At 71.2% G+C, this 19,391-nt stretch carries 16 protein-coding genes and 1 pseudogene; 11 read left to right on the top strand and 6 right to left on the bottom strand.

The genetic code is table 11. From position 1 onward, the window contains the following. Positions 1–91 precede the first annotated feature (91 nt). Positions 92–1,141 (bottom strand): thiamine ABC transporter substrate-binding protein, encoded by a 1,050-nt coding sequence (locus DV20_RS29945; RefSeq protein ID WP_051736193.1) that lies wholly within the window; start codon positions 1,139–1,141, stop codon positions 92–94. Positions 1,142–1,301: 160 nt separating this feature from the next. On the opposite strand from DV20_RS29945, the gene DV20_RS29940 reads away from it, so the two are divergent. From DV20_RS29940 to DV20_RS44365, 3 genes and pseudogenes are all read left to right on the top strand, one after another. Further along, entirely contained in the window at positions 1,302–1,586 is a 285-nt protein-coding gene (locus tag DV20_RS29940) for a 4a-hydroxytetrahydrobiopterin dehydratase (RefSeq protein WP_043786216.1), read from the top strand. A 574-nt stretch (positions 1,587–2,160) separates the two neighbouring features. Further along, positions 2,161–3,729 (top strand): restriction endonuclease, encoded by a 1,569-nt coding sequence (locus DV20_RS43485; protein ID WP_084093740.1) that lies wholly within the window; start codon positions 2,161–2,163, stop codon positions 3,727–3,729. A 46-nt stretch (positions 3,730–3,775) separates the two neighbouring features. After that, positions 3,776–4,658: pseudogene (locus tag DV20_RS44365) on the top strand (IS5 family transposase). 142 nt (positions 4,659–4,800) lie between these two features. Here the strand turns inward: DV20_RS44365 and ychF are convergent. Continuing rightward, positions 4,801–5,883 (bottom strand): redox-regulated ATPase YchF, encoded by a 1,083-nt coding sequence (gene ychF, locus DV20_RS29915; protein WP_043786211.1) that lies wholly within the window; start codon positions 5,881–5,883, stop codon positions 4,801–4,803. 102 nt (positions 5,884–5,985) lie between these two features. Here ychF and DV20_RS29910 point away from each other — a divergent pair, with 102 nt between their 5' ends. After that, entirely contained in the window at positions 5,986–7,359 is a 1,374-nt protein-coding gene (locus DV20_RS29910; protein WP_043786282.1) for a DNA-3-methyladenine glycosylase 2 family protein, read from the top strand. A gap of 1 nt (position 7,360) precedes the next feature. Here DV20_RS29910 and DV20_RS29905 read toward each other — a convergent pair whose 3' ends face one another. Genes DV20_RS29905 through DV20_RS29895 form a run of 3 tightly spaced genes read right to left on the bottom strand, consistent with a single transcriptional unit; the run spans position 7,361 to position 11,673 of the window. Continuing rightward, entirely contained in the window at positions 7,361–7,552 is a 192-nt protein-coding gene (locus tag DV20_RS29905) for a DUF1737 domain-containing protein (RefSeq protein WP_043786210.1), read from the bottom strand. Positions 7,553–7,573: 21 nt separating this feature from the next. Beyond that, positions 7,574–10,525 (bottom strand): AAA family ATPase, encoded by a 2,952-nt coding sequence (locus DV20_RS29900; RefSeq protein ID WP_043786209.1) that lies wholly within the window; start codon positions 10,523–10,525, stop codon positions 7,574–7,576. Beyond that, a complete protein-coding gene (locus tag DV20_RS29895) occupies positions 10,522–11,673 on the bottom strand; it encodes an exonuclease SbcCD subunit D (protein ID WP_043786207.1) in 1,152 nt (383 codons plus the stop codon). The genes DV20_RS29900 and DV20_RS29895 overlap by 4 nt, the downstream gene beginning before the upstream one ends. Before the next feature lie 227 nt (positions 11,674–11,900). On the opposite strand from DV20_RS29895, the gene DV20_RS29890 reads away from it, so the two are divergent. Both DV20_RS29890 and DV20_RS29885 read left to right on the top strand, forming a co-directional pair. Next, the gene (locus tag DV20_RS29890) at positions 11,901–12,815 is read left to right on the top strand and encodes a DNA recombination protein RmuC (RefSeq protein WP_043786206.1); all 915 of its coding nucleotides are present in this window, start codon (positions 11,901–11,903) and stop codon (positions 12,813–12,815) included. 634 nt (positions 12,816–13,449) lie between these two features. Next, complete coding sequence (locus DV20_RS29885; protein WP_043786204.1) at positions 13,450–14,355, top strand: DUF6542 domain-containing protein; 906 nt, start codon at positions 13,450–13,452, stop codon at positions 14,353–14,355. Positions 14,356–14,500: 145 nt separating this feature from the next. On the opposite strand, the gene DV20_RS29880 is transcribed toward DV20_RS29885, so the two are convergent. After that, positions 14,501–15,496 carry a 4-hydroxy-3-methylbut-2-enyl diphosphate reductase gene (locus DV20_RS29880; RefSeq protein ID WP_043786203.1) on the bottom strand — a complete coding sequence of 332 codons (996 nt, stop codon included), beginning with the start codon at positions 15,494–15,496 and terminating at the stop codon, positions 14,501–14,503. A 142-nt stretch (positions 15,497–15,638) separates the two neighbouring features. On the opposite strand from DV20_RS29880, the gene DV20_RS29875 reads away from it, so the two are divergent. From DV20_RS29875 to glpX, 5 genes are all read left to right on the top strand, one after another. Further along, positions 15,639–16,397 (top strand): lipid droplet-associated protein, encoded by a 759-nt coding sequence (locus tag DV20_RS29875; protein ID WP_043786201.1) that lies wholly within the window; start codon positions 15,639–15,641, stop codon positions 16,395–16,397. Then, positions 16,394–17,641: an exodeoxyribonuclease VII large subunit gene (gene xseA, locus DV20_RS29870; RefSeq protein WP_043786200.1), complete on the top strand. Its 1,248-nt coding sequence runs from the start codon at positions 16,394–16,396 to the stop codon at positions 17,639–17,641. Before DV20_RS29875 ends, xseA begins: the two co-directional genes overlap by 4 nt. After that, positions 17,638–18,036: a hypothetical protein gene (locus tag DV20_RS29865; protein ID WP_043786199.1), complete on the top strand. Its 399-nt coding sequence runs from the start codon at positions 17,638–17,640 to the stop codon at positions 18,034–18,036. The genes xseA and DV20_RS29865 overlap by 4 nt, the downstream gene beginning before the upstream one ends. Next, positions 18,033–18,254 (top strand): exodeoxyribonuclease VII small subunit, encoded by a 222-nt coding sequence (locus tag DV20_RS29860; protein ID WP_043786198.1) that lies wholly within the window; start codon positions 18,033–18,035, stop codon positions 18,252–18,254. Before DV20_RS29865 ends, DV20_RS29860 begins: the two co-directional genes overlap by 4 nt. 85 nt (positions 18,255–18,339) lie before the next feature. Next, on the top strand, positions 18,340–19,389 hold the full coding sequence (glpX, locus tag DV20_RS29855; protein ID WP_051736191.1) for a class II fructose-bisphosphatase: 1,050 nt from the start codon (positions 18,340–18,342) through the stop codon (positions 19,387–19,389). Positions 19,390–19,391 lie beyond the last annotated feature (2 nt).

Genomic DNA, 19,391 nt, shown 5'->3' with positions numbered 1-19,391 from the left:
CCCCGCGCTGTCCGGGGTGGGGCCACTACCGGTTTTCGGGGGCCCCGGGTGGCAGGGCCCCCGGCTCGAGGCGGAGCCTCGGACGTCACGGTCACTGCACGAGCGTGCGCCATTCGCCGATCCACTTCTCGCGTCCGGCCTGCACCTGGTCCGCGGGCAGCGTCTGCGGCTTCTGCGGCAGCGGCGCGACCTGCGCCCACCCCGCGGGCAGGTCGACGCCCTGGCGCGCCGGGTAGACGTACATGTTGGCCGCGACCGTCGCCTGGAACTGCTGCGAGAGCAGGAAGTCGACGACCTTGCGCGCGTTCTCGACCTGCTTGCCGTTCGCGAGCACGCCGGCGTACTCGACCTGCCGGTAGCAGGTGTCGAGCAGCGCCTTGGTGCGCGGCTTCCCGTCGTCGCCGACCTCGGCGGCGGGCGACGACGCGTACGAGACGACGATCGGCCGCGGCCCCTTGCCGGACGAGCCGGAGAACTGCTTCGTGTAGGCCTCTTCCCAGCCGCTGACCACCTTGACGCCGTTGGCCTTCAGCTTGGCCCAGTAGTCCTTCCAGCCGGCCTCGCCGTACTTGGCGATGGTGCCGAGCAGGAACGCGAGCCCGGGGGACGCCGTCGCCGGGTCCTCGGCGACCAGCAGGTCCTTGTACTTCGGGTCGGCCAGGTCGTCGTAGGTCTCCGGCGCGGGGATCCCCTTGGTGGTGAAGTAGTTCGTGTCGACGTTGACGCAGACGTCGCCGACGTCGACCGCGGACAGCCGGTGCTCGGGGTCGACGGCGTAGCGCTGGGGCCCGCGGTCGGCCTCGGGGCTGGTGTAGGGCTCGAAGACGCCCTCGCTGAGCGCGCGCGAGGCGAAGGTGGAGTCGACGCCGTACGCGACGTCGCCGATCGGGTTGGCCTTCGTCAGCACGAGCTTGTTGGTCAGCGAGCCGGCGTCACCCTGCTTGAGCACGGAGACCTTGATGCCCGACTGCTTCTGGAAGGCGTCGAGCACCTCCTGCGGCGCGAGGAAGGAATCGTGCGTCACGAGGGTGACGGTGGGCGTCTGCTGCGAGCCACCGTCGCCGTTCGACAGCGAGCACGCCGAAGCGACGGCGCTGACGGCGACGATGGCCGTCGCGGCGCGCACAGCCCTGCGTTTCATCTACCCTCCTGCACTTCGCCGGACGCGGAAGGGAAGCCCTCCCGTCGCCGGCATGATCCGGTCAGGTGCGAACGGTCGCGGGTGACCCGCCTCTCAGCCCGGCTGACCGGACTCCCGTGGCAAGCGTGCAGCGTAGTCCAGGACCGACAACCATGGAGACATGACGGAAATCTTGAGCGACTCCGAGGCCGACGAACGCCTGGGCGAGCGCTGGACCCGATCCGGTGCGGTGATCTCCCGCGAGGTGGAACTGGCCAGCTTCCCCCAGGCGATCGAGGTGGTGAACCGCGTGGCGGAGCTGGCGGAAGCCGCCGACCACCACCCGGACATCGACATCCGCTGGCGCACGCTGACGTTCCGGCTCTCCACCCATTCGGCGGGCGGCCTCACGGTGAAGGACTTCTCGCTCGCGGCCCAGATCGACACGGTGCTTTCGGCGGTGTGATCTCGGCTACGCTGAGTGCACCTCCGCCCCCCTTCGACGTCTCTTGGTTACCGGAACCTTCGGGAGGGAGACGAGATGACTCAGGCAATCGTGGTCGGAACGGCGGCGTTCGCAACGATGGTGGCGGCGGCCGGAGGCGTGCTCTGGTTCACCGCCCGCAACCGCCACCACCTGAACGGCTGAGAGTTCGATCACAGCGGTTAACGCGGGCCATGATCGGCGCGCTGTTCGGAGCGGAAGCATCGGTTCGGCCCGTAGGGAACGCTCATGAACAGCACGCTCACCGCCGCCCAGCGCGCCTGGATCAACGCCCTCGCTTCGGCGGTGGTGCTGATCGCGATCGCGCTGCTGGGCCTGCTCGGCTGACACACCGAACGCCGCCGCCCTGATCGTCAGTGCGGCGGCGTACTCGTCGGGGTTGGTTTCAGCGTTCGGTTTCCCGGTCATGAACGCCGTCAGGAGGCCTGCGCGCCAGCTGCTCAACTGTGCCGCCGTCGCTCATTTGGCTCTTACTTTTCGTACTCACCATATTACGATGTGTACGCGGTGACGTCCATGATCTGGAGGGTGGCACATGGCGTCGGGTCGAGGTGGGCTATCGGAGTGGGAACGTCGCCAGCAGGCGCTGGCCCGTGAAGCCCAACGTCAGCAGAAGGAAACCGAGCGTGCTCAGGCCGCCGCCGCCAAGGAGGCCAAGCGGAAGTACTCGGAGGCACGCGCGGCCGAAGTTGAGGCGAAGAACCGCTCGCTGAACGATCTCGTCCGTGGCTTGGAGAGCTTCCTGGCCGCAGGCCTGCACCGTCCCGCTCGCATCGATCTGCAGGCGAAACGTGTCCGAGCGAAGGTGCCACCGCTCGATCTCGGTTCCGACTCCACACCGGTCGAACAGCCGCCCTGGGCGCGCTTCGCCCCACGGCCTCCAGGACCCCTGGGGCGATTCCTGGGCGGCTTAGCCCGGTACGAGCAAGACGTCGAATTTGCCCGGAATCGGCATCAGCAAGCAGTGCAAGCCGCCGAGCAGCAGGAGATCGAACGCCAGCGGCGGGTTGTCGTAGCGAGAAGAACGCACGCCGATCGCGTCAGGAGAGCTGAAGAGGACGCCCGCCGGCGCAACCAGGAAGTCGACGAACGCGTGCGTGCGATCGCGGAGCGACAACCTCAGGCGGTCGAGGAGTACCTGAGCCAGGTATTGAAGCAAGTACCGCTACCCTCAGGCTTCCCGCACAAGTCCGAGGTCGCTTTCAGCCCACGATCCGAGCAAGCCGTCGTGCGATTCGAACTGCCGGACCGCAAAGTGGTACCAATCGTCGGAGCGTATCGGTATCTGGCCACCAAAGACGAGATTCGGACCACTGCCAGGGCGAAGGCGGAGGTGAACAGGCTATACCGGAGCACCATAAGCCAGGTTGCGCTGTTGTGCGTGCGCGATCTCTTCAACAGCGATGGATCGGTGCAATCCGTCGGGTTCAACGGGCACGTACACGCGATCAATCCGGCGACCGGCGAACAAGAGTTCCCGTGCATCATCAGCTTGAACGTCGAACGTGAGCGGTTCCCGCCTGACGCCAACCTGGAAAAGGTGGATCCGGAAGCCTGTATCCGTCACCTCAGCGCAATCGTTTCGAACCATCCGTACGACCTGGAACCGATCGAACCGATCCTGGACTTCGACCTGTCGAAGTTTTCCTTCGTCGACGGCTTCGACGCGGTGGCCACCCTGGACTCCAGGCCGGACCTGATGGACATGTCATACACCAACTTCGAGCACTTGGTCCGGCAGATCTTCGAGGCCCAGGGAGCGGAAGGGTGGACGACCCAGCAGAGCAACGACGACGGCGTCGATGCGGTCATCGTCCAGCGCAAGGCACTGATGGGCGGCCTCAGCATCGTTCAGGCGAAACGCTACAGCAAGGTGATCGGCGTCAGCCACATCCGGGAGCTGGCGGGAGCGATGGAGGAAAAGAAGGCCGGTTGGGGAATCCTGATCACGACATCCTGGTTCACAGCCAAGTGCTGGGAGAAAGCGCGCGAACACGGGCGGATGGAGCTGATCGACGGCGAGCGGTTGAAATACCTGATCAAGGAGTACCTGAAGAAGGATGTGCTGATCGGGATCCCGAACCGGCCAAGCCCCAAGCCCTAGGGCCTGTCCTCAAAGCTGGTGCAGTGATCTGCTTTGATCTTCGGTCGTGGTGCGTAGGCATGAGCTGACTGATGAGCAGTGGCAGGTCATCCAGCCCTTGCTGCCCGTTTCGGGTGCGAAGGGGCGTCCGCGGGTGGATGACCGTCGGGTGATCAACGGGATGCTGTTCAAGGCCAAGACCGGGGTGGCGTGGCGTGACTTGCCGGAACGGTATGGACCGTGGAAGACGGTCTACAACCGGTTCTGGCGCTGGTCACGCACCGGCACCCTCTCCTCGCTGGTGGCGAAGGTCCGGGTGATCGCCGAGGCGATCGACGAACTCGACCGCGAGGTGTCGGTCGATTCGAGCATCGTGCGGGCGCATCAGCACGCCGCCGGCGCCCGCCGCACGAGCGTGTCCCACACAGGGGGAAGCGCACTCGTGCGGCGGGCAGAGCGAGCCAGGTGATCATGCCATCGGCCGGTCCCGCGGCGGACCCACGACCAAGATCCACCTGGCCTGCGACGGCCATGGGCGGCCTCTGCCAGTGGTCTTGACCGCCGGCAACGTCAACGACTGCACCATGTTCACGCAGGTTATGGCAGGGATCGAGTTCCGCAGGCCAAGTCCCGGCCGCCCGCTGACCCGGCCGAGCCGGGTCCTGGCGGACAAGGGCTACTCCAGCCGAGCCATCCGCTCCTACCTGCGCCGACGGCACATCCCGGCGACCATCCCCGAACGCCGGGACCAGCAAGCCCACCGGCTGCGCCGCGGTCGGGCCGGCGGCCGCCCACCGGCCTTCGACCGGGTCGCCTACCGGCGCCGCAACATCGTTGAACGCTGCTTCAACCGCCTCAAACAGTTCCGTGCCATCGCCACCCGCTTCGACAAGACCGCCATCTCCTACCGGAGCATGATCGACCTAGCCACCCTGCTTCTCTGGCTTTGAGGACAGGCCCTAGGAGCCGGCAGCTCACCCTGCATGCGCGAACGCTGCAGCGCCGACAGACGCGGCGAAGCTTTTATTGAACGCCGTATATCCGGCGTCCAGAAAAAGCAACACTCCGTAGTTGAGTCGTGCGAAATGTGCGTCAGACGTTGAAGCGGAACTCCACCACGTCGCCGTCGGCCATGATGTAGTCCTTGCCTTCCATGCGGACCTTGCCCGCCGCCCTGGCCGCGGCCATTGAGCCTGCCTCCATCAGGTCGTCGTACGAGACGATCTCCGCCTTGATGAAGCCGCGCTCGAAGTCCGTGTGGATGACGCCCGCCGCCTGGGGGGCCGTTGCGCCCTGGGGGATCGTCCAGGCGCGGGACTCCTTCGGGCCCGCCGTCAGGTACGTCTGCAGGCCGAGCGTGTGGAAACCCGCGCGGGCCAGGGAGTACAAGCCCGGCTCGGGCTGGCCGACCGACTCGAGCAGCTCGCGGACCGACTCCTCGTCGTCCAGCTCCAGCAGCTCCGCCTCGACCTTCGCGTCGAGGAACACCGCGTCCGCCGGCGCGACCAGCTTGGTCAGCTCCTCGCGGCGGGCTTCGTCGGTCAGCACCGACTCGTCGGCGTTGAAGACGTACAGGAACGGCTTCGTCGTGAGCAGGCTCAGTTCGCGCAGCGCCTCGAAGTCGACTTCCTTCTGCGCCTGGAAGAGCGTGCGCCCGGCGTCGAGGATTTCCTTCGCCTTCTGGGCGTTGTCCAGCGCGGGCTTGTTCTCCTTCTTCGTCCGCGCTTCCTTCTCCAGCCGCGGCAGCGCCTTGTCGAGGGTCTGCAGGTCGGCGAGGATCAGCTCGGTGTTGATCGTCTCGATGTCGCTCGAGGGGTCGATCCGGCCGTCGACGTGCACCACGTCGGGGTCGTCGAACACGCGGATGACCTGGCAGATCGCGTTGGCCTCGCGGATGTTCGCCAGGAACTTGTTGCCCAGCCCGGCGCCCTCGGACGCGCCCTTGACGATGCCCGCGATGTCCACGAAGGACACCACGGCGGGGACCGTCTTCTCCGACTTGTACAGCTCGGCCAGCTTGTCCAGCCGGGGGTCCGGCAGCGGCACGACGCCGACGTTCGGCTCGATCGTCGCGAACGGGTAGTTCGCGGCGAGCACGTCGTTGCGGGTCAGCGCGTTGAACAGGGTGGACTTGCCGACGTTGGGCAGGCCGACGATACCGAGGGTGAGGCTCACGACCCCGCAGTCTACGTGTCCGCCCCCGCTGCGCCCCACGCACCCAACGCCGTGGCGGATTTCCGCCAGCGACCACGCTGACCTGCTGGCATGCTCGAATCCATGGTCACCGAGACGCTCCCGCTCTGGCGCGACGCCGAACGCTGCTACCGCGTCGTCACCGCCCGCGACTCGCGCTTCGACGGCCAGTTCATCATGGCGGTCCGCACCACCGGGATCTACTGCCGCCCGTCGTGCCCGGCGTCGACGCCGAAGGAGCGGAACGTCCGCTTCTTCCCGACGTCGGCGGCCGCGCAAGCCAACGGCTTCCGGGCCTGCCGCCGCTGCCTGCCGGACGCCGTGCCCGGCTCGCCGGACTGGAACGTGCGCGCCGACCTCGCCGCGCGGGCGATGCGCCTGATCTCCGACGGGACCGTCGAGCGCGAAGGCGTCCCGGGCCTGGCCCGGCGGCTCGGCTACTCGGAACGCCAGCTCGGCCGGGTGCTCACCGCCGAACTGGGCGCCGGCCCCCTCGCGCTCGCCCGGGCCCACCGCGCGCACTCGGCGCGGCTGCTCATCGAGATGTCCGAGCTGCCGCTGACGGACGTCGCCTTCGCGGCGGGCTTCTCCAGCGTCCGGCAGTTCAACGAGACGATCCGCGAGGTGTTCGCGACGACGCCTTCGCAGCTTCGCGCCTTCGCGGCTTCACGACGTGGACGGCAGAGCGACGTCACCGGGACCCGGCTCAGCCTGCGGCTGCCTTTCAGGCCGCCTTTCGACGCTTCAGGGCTGCTTCGCTTCTTCGCGGACCACGCCGTGCCGGGCGTCGAGGAAGTGACGCCGGAGGCCTACGCGCGCACCCTGCGCCTCGCCCACGGCACCGGCGTCGTGCGGCTGACGCCCGCGGCCGACCACGTGCGTTGCGAGCTGATGCTCACCGACCTGCGCGACCTCGGCAGCGCGGTCAGCCGGGTGCGCCGGCTGCTCGACCTCGACGCCGACCCGGCGGCGGTCAGCCGCGTGCTCGGCGCGGACCCGGTGCTGGCCCCGGCGGTCGCGGCCGTGCCGGGGATCCGGGTGCCGGGCGCCGTCGACGGCGAGGAACTGCTGCTCCGCGTCCTCCTGCGTGAGGTGCCGCTCGGCGAGGAGGTCCCGGGCGAGTGGGGCGTGACGCGGCTGTTCCCGACGGCGGCCCAGGTCGCGGACGCGGGCCATCCCGTCGCCGCCGCGCTGGCCGAGGGACAGCTGGACGTGCACGTCGGCCGGGACGCGGCGGACTTGCGGGCGGAGCTGCTGACGTGGGTCGACCCGCCGACCGCGGACTACGTCGTGATGCGGGTCCTCGGCGCCCCGGACGTCCTGCTCGCCGGCGACCCGGCCGTCTGCCGCGGCGCCGAGGCGCTGGGGATCTCGCCGGATTCGCTCGGCGAGCGAGCGCGCGCGTGGACGCCGTGGTGCTCCTACGCCGGGATGTACCTCCGGCGCGCGGCGCCGTGACCTAGCCCTGTTCGCCCTGCCACAGCATGGCTTGGGCGACGATGACCTGCTCGCCGTCGTAGGTCGCGGCCGGCGAGCCGTGCAGGCGGTAGCCGAGCTCCAGCGCCTCGCTGACCCGGTGGCAGAACTTCGCGTCGTCCGGGCCGGTGAGCAGGCGGTAGCGGGGCAGGCCGTTCGGCGGCTGGTCGGTCATGGCTTCATCTTGGCCGAGTGATCAGCCGGCGCGCACCTCCAACGTCGAGCCCGTGCGGGACTTCCGCACGCGCAGCCGGGTGGGGATGCGCTGCCGCAGTTCCTCGACGTGCGACACGAGCCCGACCACCCGGCCGCCGGCCCGCAGCTCGTCGAGGATGTTCATCACGACGTCGAGGGTTTCGGCGTCCAGCGTGCCGAACCCCTCGTCGACGAACAGCGTGTCGAGCAGCGCGCCACCGGTCTCCCCCGCGACGACGTCGGCCAGCCCCAGCGCGAGGGCCAGCGACGCGAGGAACGACTCGCCGCCGGAGAGGGTCTTCGCCGGGCGGATGGTGCCCGAGTAGTCGTCGAGCACGTCGATGCCGAGCCCGCCGCGGGTGCCGCGCGCGCCGGCCGCGTCCGAGTGCACGAACGAGTACCGGCCCTGGCTCATCGTGCGCAGCCGGTGCGTGGCGGCGACGGCGACCTCTTCGAGCCGCGCCGCCAGCACGTACGACCGCAGCGACATCTTGCGGCTGTTCTGCCCGCGTCCGTTGACGACCTCCGCGAGCGCCTTCAGCTCGGCGTACTCGGCCTCGGCCGGCGCGAGTCCGGCCAGCGCCTCGCGCAGCAGACCGGCCAGCCGGGTCAGCTCCTCGTGCTGCGCGATGGCCACCCGCAGCGCCGCGTACGCGGAATCGGCGCGCGCCCGGGCCAGCTGGGCCGCGTCGGCCGCGCGGCCGACGTCCGCGACGTCGTCCGGCGAGATCCCGAACAGGTCCGGCTCGGCCAGCAGCGCCCGCGCGCCCGCCGCGGCCGCCTCGGCCTCGGCGATGCCCTGCTCCAGCTTCTCGATCTGCTCGTCCGGCAGCATCGCGGCCCGCGCCTTCTTCAGCGACGTGAACCCCTTCGCCGTGACCGCGGCCTCCACCAGCGCTTTCTGCTGAGCGACCCGCTCGCGGGCACCGGCGACGGCCGTGCGCGCCTCCGCGACCGCCTCCAGGGCCTCGGCCAGGCCGAGAAGATGCCGGCGCCGCGCGCCGACGTCCGCGAACTCGCCCCGCCCGGCGACCAGGCGGCGTTCGCGCTCAGCCAGCCGTTCCTCCAGGGCGCGGACGTCGGTCGTGGCTTCGGTCGCCGCCTGTTCGGCCCGGCGCAGGCGTTCGGTGCGTGCTTCCAGGTCGCGCTCCAGCAGGATGACCTGCTGCCCCAGCTGGGCCTTGGCGGCGGCGCGCCCGGTCAGCGCGGTGACCGTGGCGCGGGCTTCCGCCAGCTCGGCGGTGATCGACTCGGCCGTGCGCCCGGCCAGCCGCTCGACCAGCCCGGCCAGCCGCGCCTTCGCCTCTTCCAGCGCGACGACGACCCGCTGCCGCAGCACGTCCGCCGCCTGCTCGGCCTCCTCGGCCGCGCGTTCCTCGGCCGGGTCGACCAGCTCGACGTCCCGGCTCGCCTTCGCCGGGTGCTCGCCCGACCCGCACACGGGGCACGGCGCGCCGTCGGGCAGCGCGGCGGCCAGCTCGGCCGCCATCCCGTCGAGCCGTCGCTCACGCAGATCGAGCCGCCGCTGCCGGGCGGCTTGGTGCGCGTCGATGACTTCGCGCAGCTTCGCTTCGCCGCGTTGGACCTTCGCCTGCGCCTCGGGCAGCTCGGCCGCGTCACGGGCGAAGGCTCTCAGCTCGTCGACCTTCGCCTTGGCACCGTCGAGTTTCGCCTCGGCTTCGGCCGCGGCCAGGGCGTCCGCGCGCAGTTTCGCCAGCTGGCCGGGAAGCACGGCCAGCTCGGCGGTCAGCTCCTCGACCTGCTGCTTCGCCGTGACCGCGGCGAGCTTCCGGTCGTCCCGCCGCATGACGTCGAGCTCTTGCTGCTCGGCTTCGGCGACCAGCTCCGCGACCGCACCCGCCTCTTCGCGCGCCGCGGCCGCCCGCGCCTTCAGATCCCCGGTCGCCCGGGTGCCGAACTCGCGGAGCCGGACGCCGCGAGCCTTTTCCGCCTGCTCGGCTTCGGCCAGTTCGGCGGCCCGCCGGTCCAGCAGGTCGGCCTCCACGGCGACGCCGGCCGCCCGCCGCGCGGCCGCGACCTCCTGCGCCCACTCGGCCCGCTGCGGCGCCTGCTCGGTGATCTCGAGCAGCCGCAGGTGCGCATTGCGGACCCGGCGGATCTTTTCCGCACCCGCGCGTTCTTCCTGCAGGTGGACGTCCGCCCGCTGAGCGGCCGCGCGCGCCCGCTCCTCCTCCGCTGTCACCTGTGCGACGCGGGCTTCCGACTCGGTGAGCACGGTGCCGACCCACTCGGCCACGTCCGTTTCGGGCGGGTCCTGCTGGGCCTCCTGCGCGTACCGGGCCAGCAGCTCCCGCACGTCCCGCTGCCGCACCTCCAGCTCGCGGCCGCGCTCGGCGCGCAGGTCGGCGAACCAGCGTTCGACGTCGGCGAAGCGCTCGGTGCCGAACAGCCGCTCCAGGAGCTTCTCGCGCTCGGAAGTGTCCGAACGCAGGAAACGGGCGAACTCGCCTTGGGGCAGCAGCACCACCTGGAAGAACTGGGCCGCGGTCATCCCGAGCAGCCGCTCGACGGTGCGCGCGACCTCTTCGATCCGGATCAGGCCCTCCGGCGCCAGCCCGGCGGGCGCGGTGCCGATCCAGCTCAGCGAGACCCGCGCCTGCTGGGTGGTCGTGCCCTCGCCGCGCCGTTTCGGCCGCTGGTACTCCGGGTTGCGCACGATCCTCAGCCGGTGCCCCTGCACGGTGAGCTCCAGCGCGACCTCGGTGACCTGGTCGGGCTCGGCGAGGTCGCAGCGCAGCCGCTTGGCCTCGTTGCGGGCGCCGGGGACGACGCCGAACAACGCGAAGGCGATCGCGTCCAGCAGCGTCGTCTTGCCCGCGCCGGTTTCGCCGTGCAGGAGGAAGAGACCGTCGGCGCCGAGCACGTCGAAGTCGACCACTTCGCGTGCGCAGTACGGCCCGAAGGCTTCGACCTCCAGCCTGTGCAGCCTCATTTCGCGAGGGCCCCCCGGTCGGCCGCTTCCAGGGCCCGGAACAGGAGCTGTTCTTCGCTCTCGGTCGGTGGGGCGCCCCGGCAGTCTTCGAGGAAGCTGCGCGAGACCTCGATGTCGGACCGGCCGCGGACGGCGTCGGAGTAGCGCAGCGGGGCGCCGGCGTGCCCGCCCGCGGGCTCCCACTCCAGGTGCACCGCGTACGGGAACCGCTCGCGCAGCCGCCGCATCGCGTCGACCGGGCGCACCCGGTCGGTGACCGTGACCGACAGGAAGTGGCCGAGGTAGACGTCGTGCGCCGGGTCCAGCAGGAGGTCTTCGATCTCGCCGGTGAGCGTGGCGAGCTTTCTCGGGACGGGCAGTTCGTGGCGGCGGACTTCGGCGAGGCCGGCGCGGTCGAGGTCGACCAGCCAGACGGATTTGCGTTGGCGTGCCTCGGAAAACGAGTACGCGAGCGGGCTGCCGGAGTAGCGCAGGTGCTCGGCGAGCGTCTGCGGGCCGTGGAGGTGGCCCAGCGCCACGTAGTCGACGCCGTCGAAGACCGAGCCGGGCACCTGCTCGACCCCGCCGACCGCGATGGTCCGTTCGCTGTCGGTGGGTTCGCCGCCGGTGACGAACGCGTGCGCGAGCACGACCGAGCGGACGCCGGGCCGGGTCTCAAGGTCCGCGCGGATCCGGCGCATCGCCTCGGTGAGCACGCCGGTGTGGCCGCGCGCCTCCGGCACGCCGAGGGCGTGGCGCGCCGGTTCCGGTTCCAGGTAAGGGATGCCGTACACGGCGACCGGGCCGTGGGCGTCTTCGAGGAGCACCGGTTCGGCCAGCCCGGCGACCGTGGTGCGGAGGTGGAGACCGCCGGCCGCGGCGAACTCCGCGAAGGCGCCGAGCCGGGGCGCGGAGTCGTGGTTTCCGGGTGTGACGACCAGTTGCGCGCCGGCCGCGCGGATCCGGGCGACGGCTTTCGTCGCCACCCGCACGGCCTCCGCCGAGGGGACGGCGCGGTCGTAGATGTCACCTGAGACGAGGACGGCGTCGATCGCCTCGCCGGCCACGAGGTCGGCGAGGTGCCCGAGCACCGCTTCCTGTTCCGCGAGCAGGTCGGCACCGTGGAAGGTGCGGCCGACGTGCCAGTCGGAGGTGTGCAGGAATCTCACGGGGGCCAACGGTACGACCCGGCTCCGACGAAATCGCGCAGGCACGCCGCCACCTCACTCGAACGTGTGTACTAACACGAGCGGGCAAGATCGGACACGCCCTGCGCGGAATCGAAGTGTTCGCAGGTCAGCTACCCAGAGCGACGGGTCGGGTGCGTTTTTTGTCGGTGCGGTCCGCCATGATGTCTGCGAGCTCGAAGCTCATCAGGCCTCGGAGGGAGGAAGAAGTGGCGACGGTGCTGACCACCGCGGCGATCGTGCTCGCGCTCCTGCTGCTGGTCGCCGTCGCGCTGCTGTGGCGGCTGTACCAGGACGGGATGCGCCGGGCGGACGCGGCGGCCAGGCTGGTGGCGGCCGAGCGGGCGAAGGCCGACCAGCAGCAGCTGGCGCTACGGCGGTACGAAGTCGCGTTCGCCTCGATCAGCGGACGCGGCGAGCTGGGCGAGCAGGTGCTGGTCGAGACGGCGCGGGCGCTGGGGCTGCGCGAGGATCTGCACTTCACCCTGCAGACGGACCTGGGCGGCGGCGGCTCGGCGAAGCCGGACATGGTGCTGCGCGTGGGCGGCGACCGGACGGTCCCGGTGGACGCGAAGGCCAGCATGGCGACGTGGTCCGAGGCGGTGGAGACGGACGACCCGGACGAGCGGCTGGACGCGTTGCGCGCGCACGTCCGCCAGATCCGCTCCCGCGCGGCCGAGCTGGCGGGCAAGGGCTACCAGCGCTGGGCGGACGCGATCTACGGAACGATCATGTTCGTCCCCTCGGACGCGGCGGTGGTCGCGGCGCTGGACACCGACCCGGAGCTGCTGCGCTGGCTGATCGACCGAAGGGTGTTCCTGTGCGGCCCGACGGGCTTCGGCGTGCTGGCCTCGGCGGCGCTGTTCGCGGCGAGCGACCGGACACTGGAGGCGGACGTGGAGCAGGTCCGAGCCGGAGCGGCGGCGGCCCACCGCGCGGCGGGCGGCGCGGTGGAGGCGTTGAACCTGTCGAGCACCCACCTGCAGCGGTTCTTGTCGGCGCGACGGCGGGAGCTGGAGGCTTTGGAGACGTTCCGGGCGACGGTCGCGCCGCTCACCGAGGCATCGGGGAGCCCGGCGGGTGTGCCGACGGTGCGGAAGGGGGATGAGCTGGCGGCAAGCTGAGTGTGCGGGAGGCGGAGGCCGGGAGGGCGGGCCGGACGCCGGGGCCGGGGCAATCCGGCCGCAGGCCGAGGCATTCCGGCCGCAGGCCGAGGCCGGGGCAGTCCGGGCGGAGGCCGGGGGCAGGGGCAAGCCCGGCCGGAGACCTGGGGCAGTCCAGCCCCGGGGCAGCCCAGCCGCGGTCCCGGCGGCGAGGTTCCGGCCGGTAAGCCGGCGCAGCAACCACTGCCGAACAACCGACCGGCCAGATACGCGACCCGACCGGCCAGGTACGCAAGCCGACCGTGCAGGTACGCGAATGCTCACAGCAATCTGCCGCGGCCGCCGGGCCCAGCGGTAAGCGGGCGTGCCGGCCGGGCTGGTTCGGCCGCAAGCGGGCCGTCTGACCAGCGGTAACCGCCGGCCGAACCACGCACCTGGCCGCCGTTGAGCCCGGCGGCGAGCGCCCCACCCAACAGGCTCATCCGACCGTGGGTTGTCCCCGACCCCTCTCCGGAGGACCCTTGCCGTAGCGGGCTGCGGGCTTCGTTGACGGTCGCTACCCCGGGCCACTGGTTCGTGCCCGCGGGTGGCTGTCGGCGCACGTCGGCGGCGGTGCTGGCAAGATCTTCACAACCACGAGATACGGTGTTGCCCTGTGACCGCGATTCGCGATCGCCAGAGCGATCCAGATGCCGACGACGTCCCCGTTGCGTGGGATGAGCGTCCTGTCGTCGGTTCGAGGCGGGGACTGCCCTGGTGGGCGGCGGTCCTCATCGGCCTCGGCCTGGCGATCGTTGGCGCCCTCCTCGGCAAGCCCAGCCAGGGGAACCTCCCGCTGGTCTTCACCGTCTGCTACATCGCCGGGGCCGTGATCGCGGTCTGCGCGGTGAAGCGCCGCGGCCTGTTCGGGCCCATGGTGATGCCTCCGCTGGTGCTGGCCGTGACCGTGCCCGGCGTCCTCCTGCTGACGTCCGGCTCCCAGGGCGACGACATGCTGTCGAAGGCGCTGAACATCGGCACCCCGCTGATCAACGGCTTCCCCGTCATGGCGATCACTACCGGCATCACGCTGCTGATCGGCTTCGTCCGGATCATCCGCGAGCGCGACCCGGACGCCCCGAAGAAAGCCAAGAAGGCCGTCCGGGACGACGAAGACGACGAGAAGCGCGCCGCGGCCGGACGTCCGCGGCCGGCCGGGTCGAACCGGACCGGGCAGACTCCTCTCCCATCCGGCGCTCGGCGCGGCCGGGAAGGCGAACCTCCGCGCCGTCCGCGGCCGCCCGCGGACGGCGAACGCCGGACGCCCCGCGCCGGCTCTCCCGCCGAACGCGATCCGGGCAGCCGGGGCACGCGCAAGCCGCCTCCTCCCGCCACGCGGCGCACGCCACGTCCGGACGAAGGTGACCCGCGCCGGCGCGAGCCGCGTGGAGATGCTCCGCGGCGGCGTCCGCGCCCGCCCGCCGAGGACGGGGGCCGGGACACTCCGCCGCCTCGTCGCCCGTCCGGTGGGCGGAACACTCCGCCGCGCCGGAACCGGCCCTGGGACGACGAAGAACGCTGACGAACGGCGGTCACCTTCCGGACGAACGGAGGTGGCCGCCGTTTCGCGTGCCCAGACCGTGCGCGGAGACGCATCACGCGTGATCGGCGGGACGACACGGCGGCGAGCCGCGAGAGCGCCCCGCCGCCGAAAGCCGAAAGCCGGCTCAGACCTTCCGCAATTCCTTCGGCGGCGCGAACGAGATCTTCTCGTTGGCCGTCGTGACCTCGTCGACGTCGCCGTAGCCACGCTCGGCCAGCCAGTCGAGCAGCTCCATGACCAGCACGTCCGGCACCGACGCACCCGACGTCACCCCGACGGTCGTCACGCCGGAGAGCCACGCTTCGTCGACCTCGTGCGCGAAGTCGACCAGGTACGACGCCCGCGCCCCGGCCTTCAGCGCCACCTCGACCAGGCGCTTCGAGTTGGACGAGTTCGTCGACCCGACCACCAGCACCAGGTCGCACTCCGCGGCCATCGCCTTGACCGCGACCTGGCGGTTCGTCGTCGCGTAGCAGATGTCGTCGCTCGGCGGGTCCAGCAGGTTCGGGAAGCGCTCGCGGAGCTGGTCGACGCGCTCCATCGTCTCGTCGACCGACAGCGTCGTCTGGGACAGCCAGATCACCTTCGACGGGTCGCGCACCTCGACCTTGCCGACGTCCTCGGCCTTGTCGACCAGCTGCACCTTGTCCGGCGCCTCACCGGCCGTGCCTTCGACCTCTTCGTGGCCTTCGTGGCCGATCAGCAGGATGTCGTAGTCGTCCTTCGCGAACCGGTTGACCTCCTTGTGCACCTTCGTCACCAGGGGGCAGGTCGCGTCGATCGTGCGCAGGTTCCGCTCGGCCGCCTCCGCGTGCACCATCGGCGAGACGCCGTGGGCGGAGAACACCACGAGCGCGCCCTCGGGCACCTCGGACGTCTCGTCGACGAAGATCGCGCCGCGCTCACGCAGCGTCTCGACGACGTGCTTGTTGTGCACGATCTCCTTGCGGACGTACACCGGCGCGCCGTAGACGTCGAGGGCCTTCTCGACGGCGATCACCGCGCGGTCGACGCCGGCGCAGTAACCACGGGGTTTGGCGAGCAGCACCCGCTTGCCGGAAGCGGTTCCGGTGATCGTGGGGGTACCCGCGGGCTCGATTCCGGGACTCGCTGCACTCATGCCCCCAGGGTACGGGCAGCCCCGAGACGGACTCGAAGTCCCTTTCGGGTGACCTTCGTCCCTCGGCCGGGCTGTGCTCGCGGTCACGCAACGCACCCTTTCGGTTGGGCATGAAGGCCGGTCATGCGGCAGGCTGGACCCCATGAAGCCATTCCCGCTCCCCCTCCGGGTCGCCGCGGGCCTCGCCGTCTCCACCGCCGAGCGGGTTCGCGAACTTCCCCGGCAGCTGGCCGGGCTCCCGGTGACCGTCGTCAGCCAGGTGCTGCAGGCCTCCATGCGAGTCCAGCAGCACGTCACCGAACTCGCGATCAAGGGCGACAACGCCCTGTCAAGCCTGCGCCCGATCGAGGACACCCCCAGCTGGGCGACCTTCGACGAGGACACCGAGCTCGGTGACGTCCCGTCCGCGCGGCCGGACCCCGCCCCGGTGGCCGACGTGCCCGAACCGCGTTCGGAGATCAACGGCCGCGTCCCGTCGGCGGCCGAGCTCGAAGCGGAGCTCGGCGATCCGTGGGCCGACGAGGAACGCGCGCTCGCCGAGGACCACGCCGAAGGCGAGCACGACAGCGAAGCCGCCGACGAAGCCGCCGAGGACGAAGCGCCGCGCAAGCCCAAGCCCGGGACGCCCAAGGTCGACAAGAAGACCAAGAGCGAGACGCCCCGGACCAGCGCCGGGGGGTACGAAGGCCCGGCCGGGCTGACCGGCTACGACCAGCTCACCCTGCCGCAGCTGCGGGCCCGGCTGCGCCAGCTCTCGATCGAGCAGCTCGAGACCATCCTCGAGTACGAGCGCGCGCACGCCGACCGCTCGTCGTTCACCGGCATGCTGTCGCGCCGGATCGCCAACGCCCGCAAGGCCGAACGCGACTCCGGGAACGGCGACGGCGCGGAAGGCCCGTGAGCACCGAGTCCGCCCAAGCCACCGCGAGCACCGCGGAAGCGCCGTGGCCGGTCCGGACCGTCGCCCGCAAGATCGGCGACTGGATCCACCGGCTCGGCACCGTCTGGGTCGAGGGCCAGGTCACGCAGGTCAGCTCGCGCCCGAACACGCAGACCGCGTTCCTGACGCTGCGTGACCCCTCGGCGGACGTCTCCATGTCCGTGACCTGCCCGAACTGGCTGATCCGCGAGATGGAGCCGCCGCTGCGGGAGGGCGCGAGCGTGGTCGTGCACGCGAAGCCGTCGTACTTCTTCGGCCGCGGCACGATCAGCCTGCGCGCCGACCAGATCCGCGCCGTCGGCATCGGTGAGCTGCTGGCCCGGATCGAACGGCTGCGGAAGCTGCTGGCCGCCGAGGGCCTGTTCTCGCCGCAGCGCAAGCGGCCGATCCCGTTCCTGCCGAAGGGGGTCGGGCTGATCACCGGCCGGGCGTCGGCGGCGGAGCGCGACGTCCTGGCCAACGCCCAGCGCCGGTGGCCGCACGTGCGGATCAAGGTGCTCAACACGGCCGTCCAGGGCTCGCAGGCCGTCCCGCAGGTCATGCGGGCGCTGCGGATCTTCGACGCCGATCCCGAGATCGACGTCATCGTCATCGCCCGCGGCGGCGGCAGCGTCGAGGACCTGCTGCCGTTCTCCGACGAGGCGCTCTGCCGGGCGGTGTCGGCCGCCGGCACGCCCGTCGTCAGCGCGATCGGGCACGAGCCCGACACCCCGTTGCTCGACCACGTCGCGGACCTGCGCTGCTCCACGCCGACCGACGCGGGCAAGCGCATCGTCCCGGACGTCCGCGAGGAGACCGAGCGGGTCCGGCAGATGCGCGACCGCGGGCGCCGCGCCCTGCACGGCTGGGTCGACACCCAGACGCGGCTGCTGACCCAGCTCCGCAGCCGTCCGTCGCTGGCCGATCCGCTGGGCCCGGTCCAGCGGCGGCAGGACGACGTCGACGTCCACCGCGAACGCGCCCGCCGCGCCATGCTGAGCCTGCTCGCCAAGGACCAGGCCGAGATCGCGAACGCGCGGGCCCGGCTCACCGCGCTCGGCCCGGCGGCGACGCTGGCGCGCGGGTACGCGGTCGTGCAGTTCGTCGATCCCGAAGGCAACCTCCAGGTACTCCGCTCCGTCTCCGAAGTCGAGGCCGGTGCCCAGCTGCGCGTGCGGGTGGGCGACGGTGCGATCGGCGCGGTGGCGGAAGGGGCCCAGGAGTGAGAGTGACGTTCCTCCCGCTCACCGTGGACGCGGCCAGGAGGCTCGGCGCGCGTCCGCTGCTGGACCAGGCCGTGCGCACCGACCGGGCGGCCGCCGAGTGCTGGACCGCCCTGCTCGCCGGCTGCGGCACCGCCGCCCGCCGCGACCTCGGGCCGCAGCTGCGTCGCCTGTCCGAGGCGACGTCGATGCAGGTCGGCTCGCGCTGGTGGTTCGCCGAGGGCGCGGGACACCGGAAGCGGGTGGCCGGCGCGCAGGAGAACCTGGAAGAGGCGATCGCGGACGGTGACGGGCAGGAGTTCGCCCTGGCGTTCGTCGGGTACGACCACGCGATGGCCAGCGCGGTAGTGTGCGCGAACAGCGTGCAGGCCCGGAAGGTCGGAGAACACCGAGCGTGAGTGAAACAACCGGCGAGGAACTCGGCTACGAGCAGGCTCGCGACCGCCTCGTCGAGGTCGTCCGCGAGCTCGAAGCCGGTGGGCTGTCCCTCGAGCAGTCGCTCGCGTTGTGGGAGAAGGGCGAGAAGCTCGCGAAGGTGTGTGAGCGTCACCTCGAAGGCGCGCGCGAGCGGATCGAAGCCGCCCTGGCGTCCGTGGAGGACGACTCCGAGCAGTGAGGTAGGCCATGCCCTCGGTATCTGGAAACACGGCCGGTATCTGACAGACTGGCTACCCGCCAGTTCCACGATCCGGGAGGCACAGATGCCCGCCGAAGACAGTCGTCGTGAAGCGCCCGACCGCAACCTCGCGATGGAGCTGGTCCGGGTCACCGAAGCCGCCGCGATGGCCGCCGGCCGCTGGGTGGGCCGCGGCGACAAGATCGGCGGCGACGGCGCGGCCGTCGACGCGATGCGCCAGCTCGTCTCGACGGTGTCGATGCGCGGGGTCGTGGTGATCGGCGAGGGCGAGAAGGACGAAGCGCCCATGCTGTTCAACGGCGAAGAGGTGGGCAACGGCGACGGGCCGGACTGCGACGTCGCGGTCGACCCGGTCGACGGCACAACGCTGATGGCCAAGGGCATGCCGAACGCCCTCGCCGTGCTCGCGGTCGCCGAGCGCGGCGCGATGTTCGACCCCTCCGCGGTGTTCTACATGGAGAAGCTGGCCGTCGGTCCCGAGGCGGCGGGCAAGGTCGAGCTCGGCGCGCCGATCGCGGAGAACATCCGCCGGGTCGCCAAGGCGAAGAACAGCAGCGTCGGCGACGTCACCGTGTGCATCCTCGACCGCCCGCGGCACGAGCAGATCATCAAGGAGGTCCGCGAGGCAGGCGCGCGGATCCGGTTCATCTCCGACGGCGACGTCGCGGGCGCGATCGCCGCGGCCCGCCCGACCACCGGCGTCGACATGCTGATCGGCATCGGCGGCACCCCCGAGGGCATCATCGCGGCCTGCGCGATGAAGTGCCTCGGCGGCGAGCTGCAGGGCCGGCTGTGGCCGAAGGACGACGCCGAGCGCGAGAAGGCCCTCGCCGCCGGGCACGACCTCGACCGGATCCTGCTCAACGACGACCTCGTGCGCGGCGACAACGTCTTCTTCTGCGCCACCGGCGTCACCGACGGCGACCTGCTGCGCGGCGTCCACTACCGCGAGGGCGGGGCGACCACGCAGTCCATCGTGATGCGGTCCAAGTCCGGGACCGTCAGAATGATCGACGGCTACCACCGGCTGAACAAGCTGCGGGCGTACTCCTCGGTCAACTTCGACGGCCACCTGGACGCGCCCGACGACGACGTCGTGCCCCCGCTGCCGTAAGG

The organism is Amycolatopsis rifamycinica (assembly GCF_000695625.1).
GTDB lineage: Bacteria > Actinomycetota > Actinomycetes > Mycobacteriales > Pseudonocardiaceae > Amycolatopsis > Amycolatopsis rifamycinica.
The sequence above is the reverse complement of the archived record's forward strand: the minus strand, read 5'-3'. Positions and strand labels throughout refer to the sequence as shown.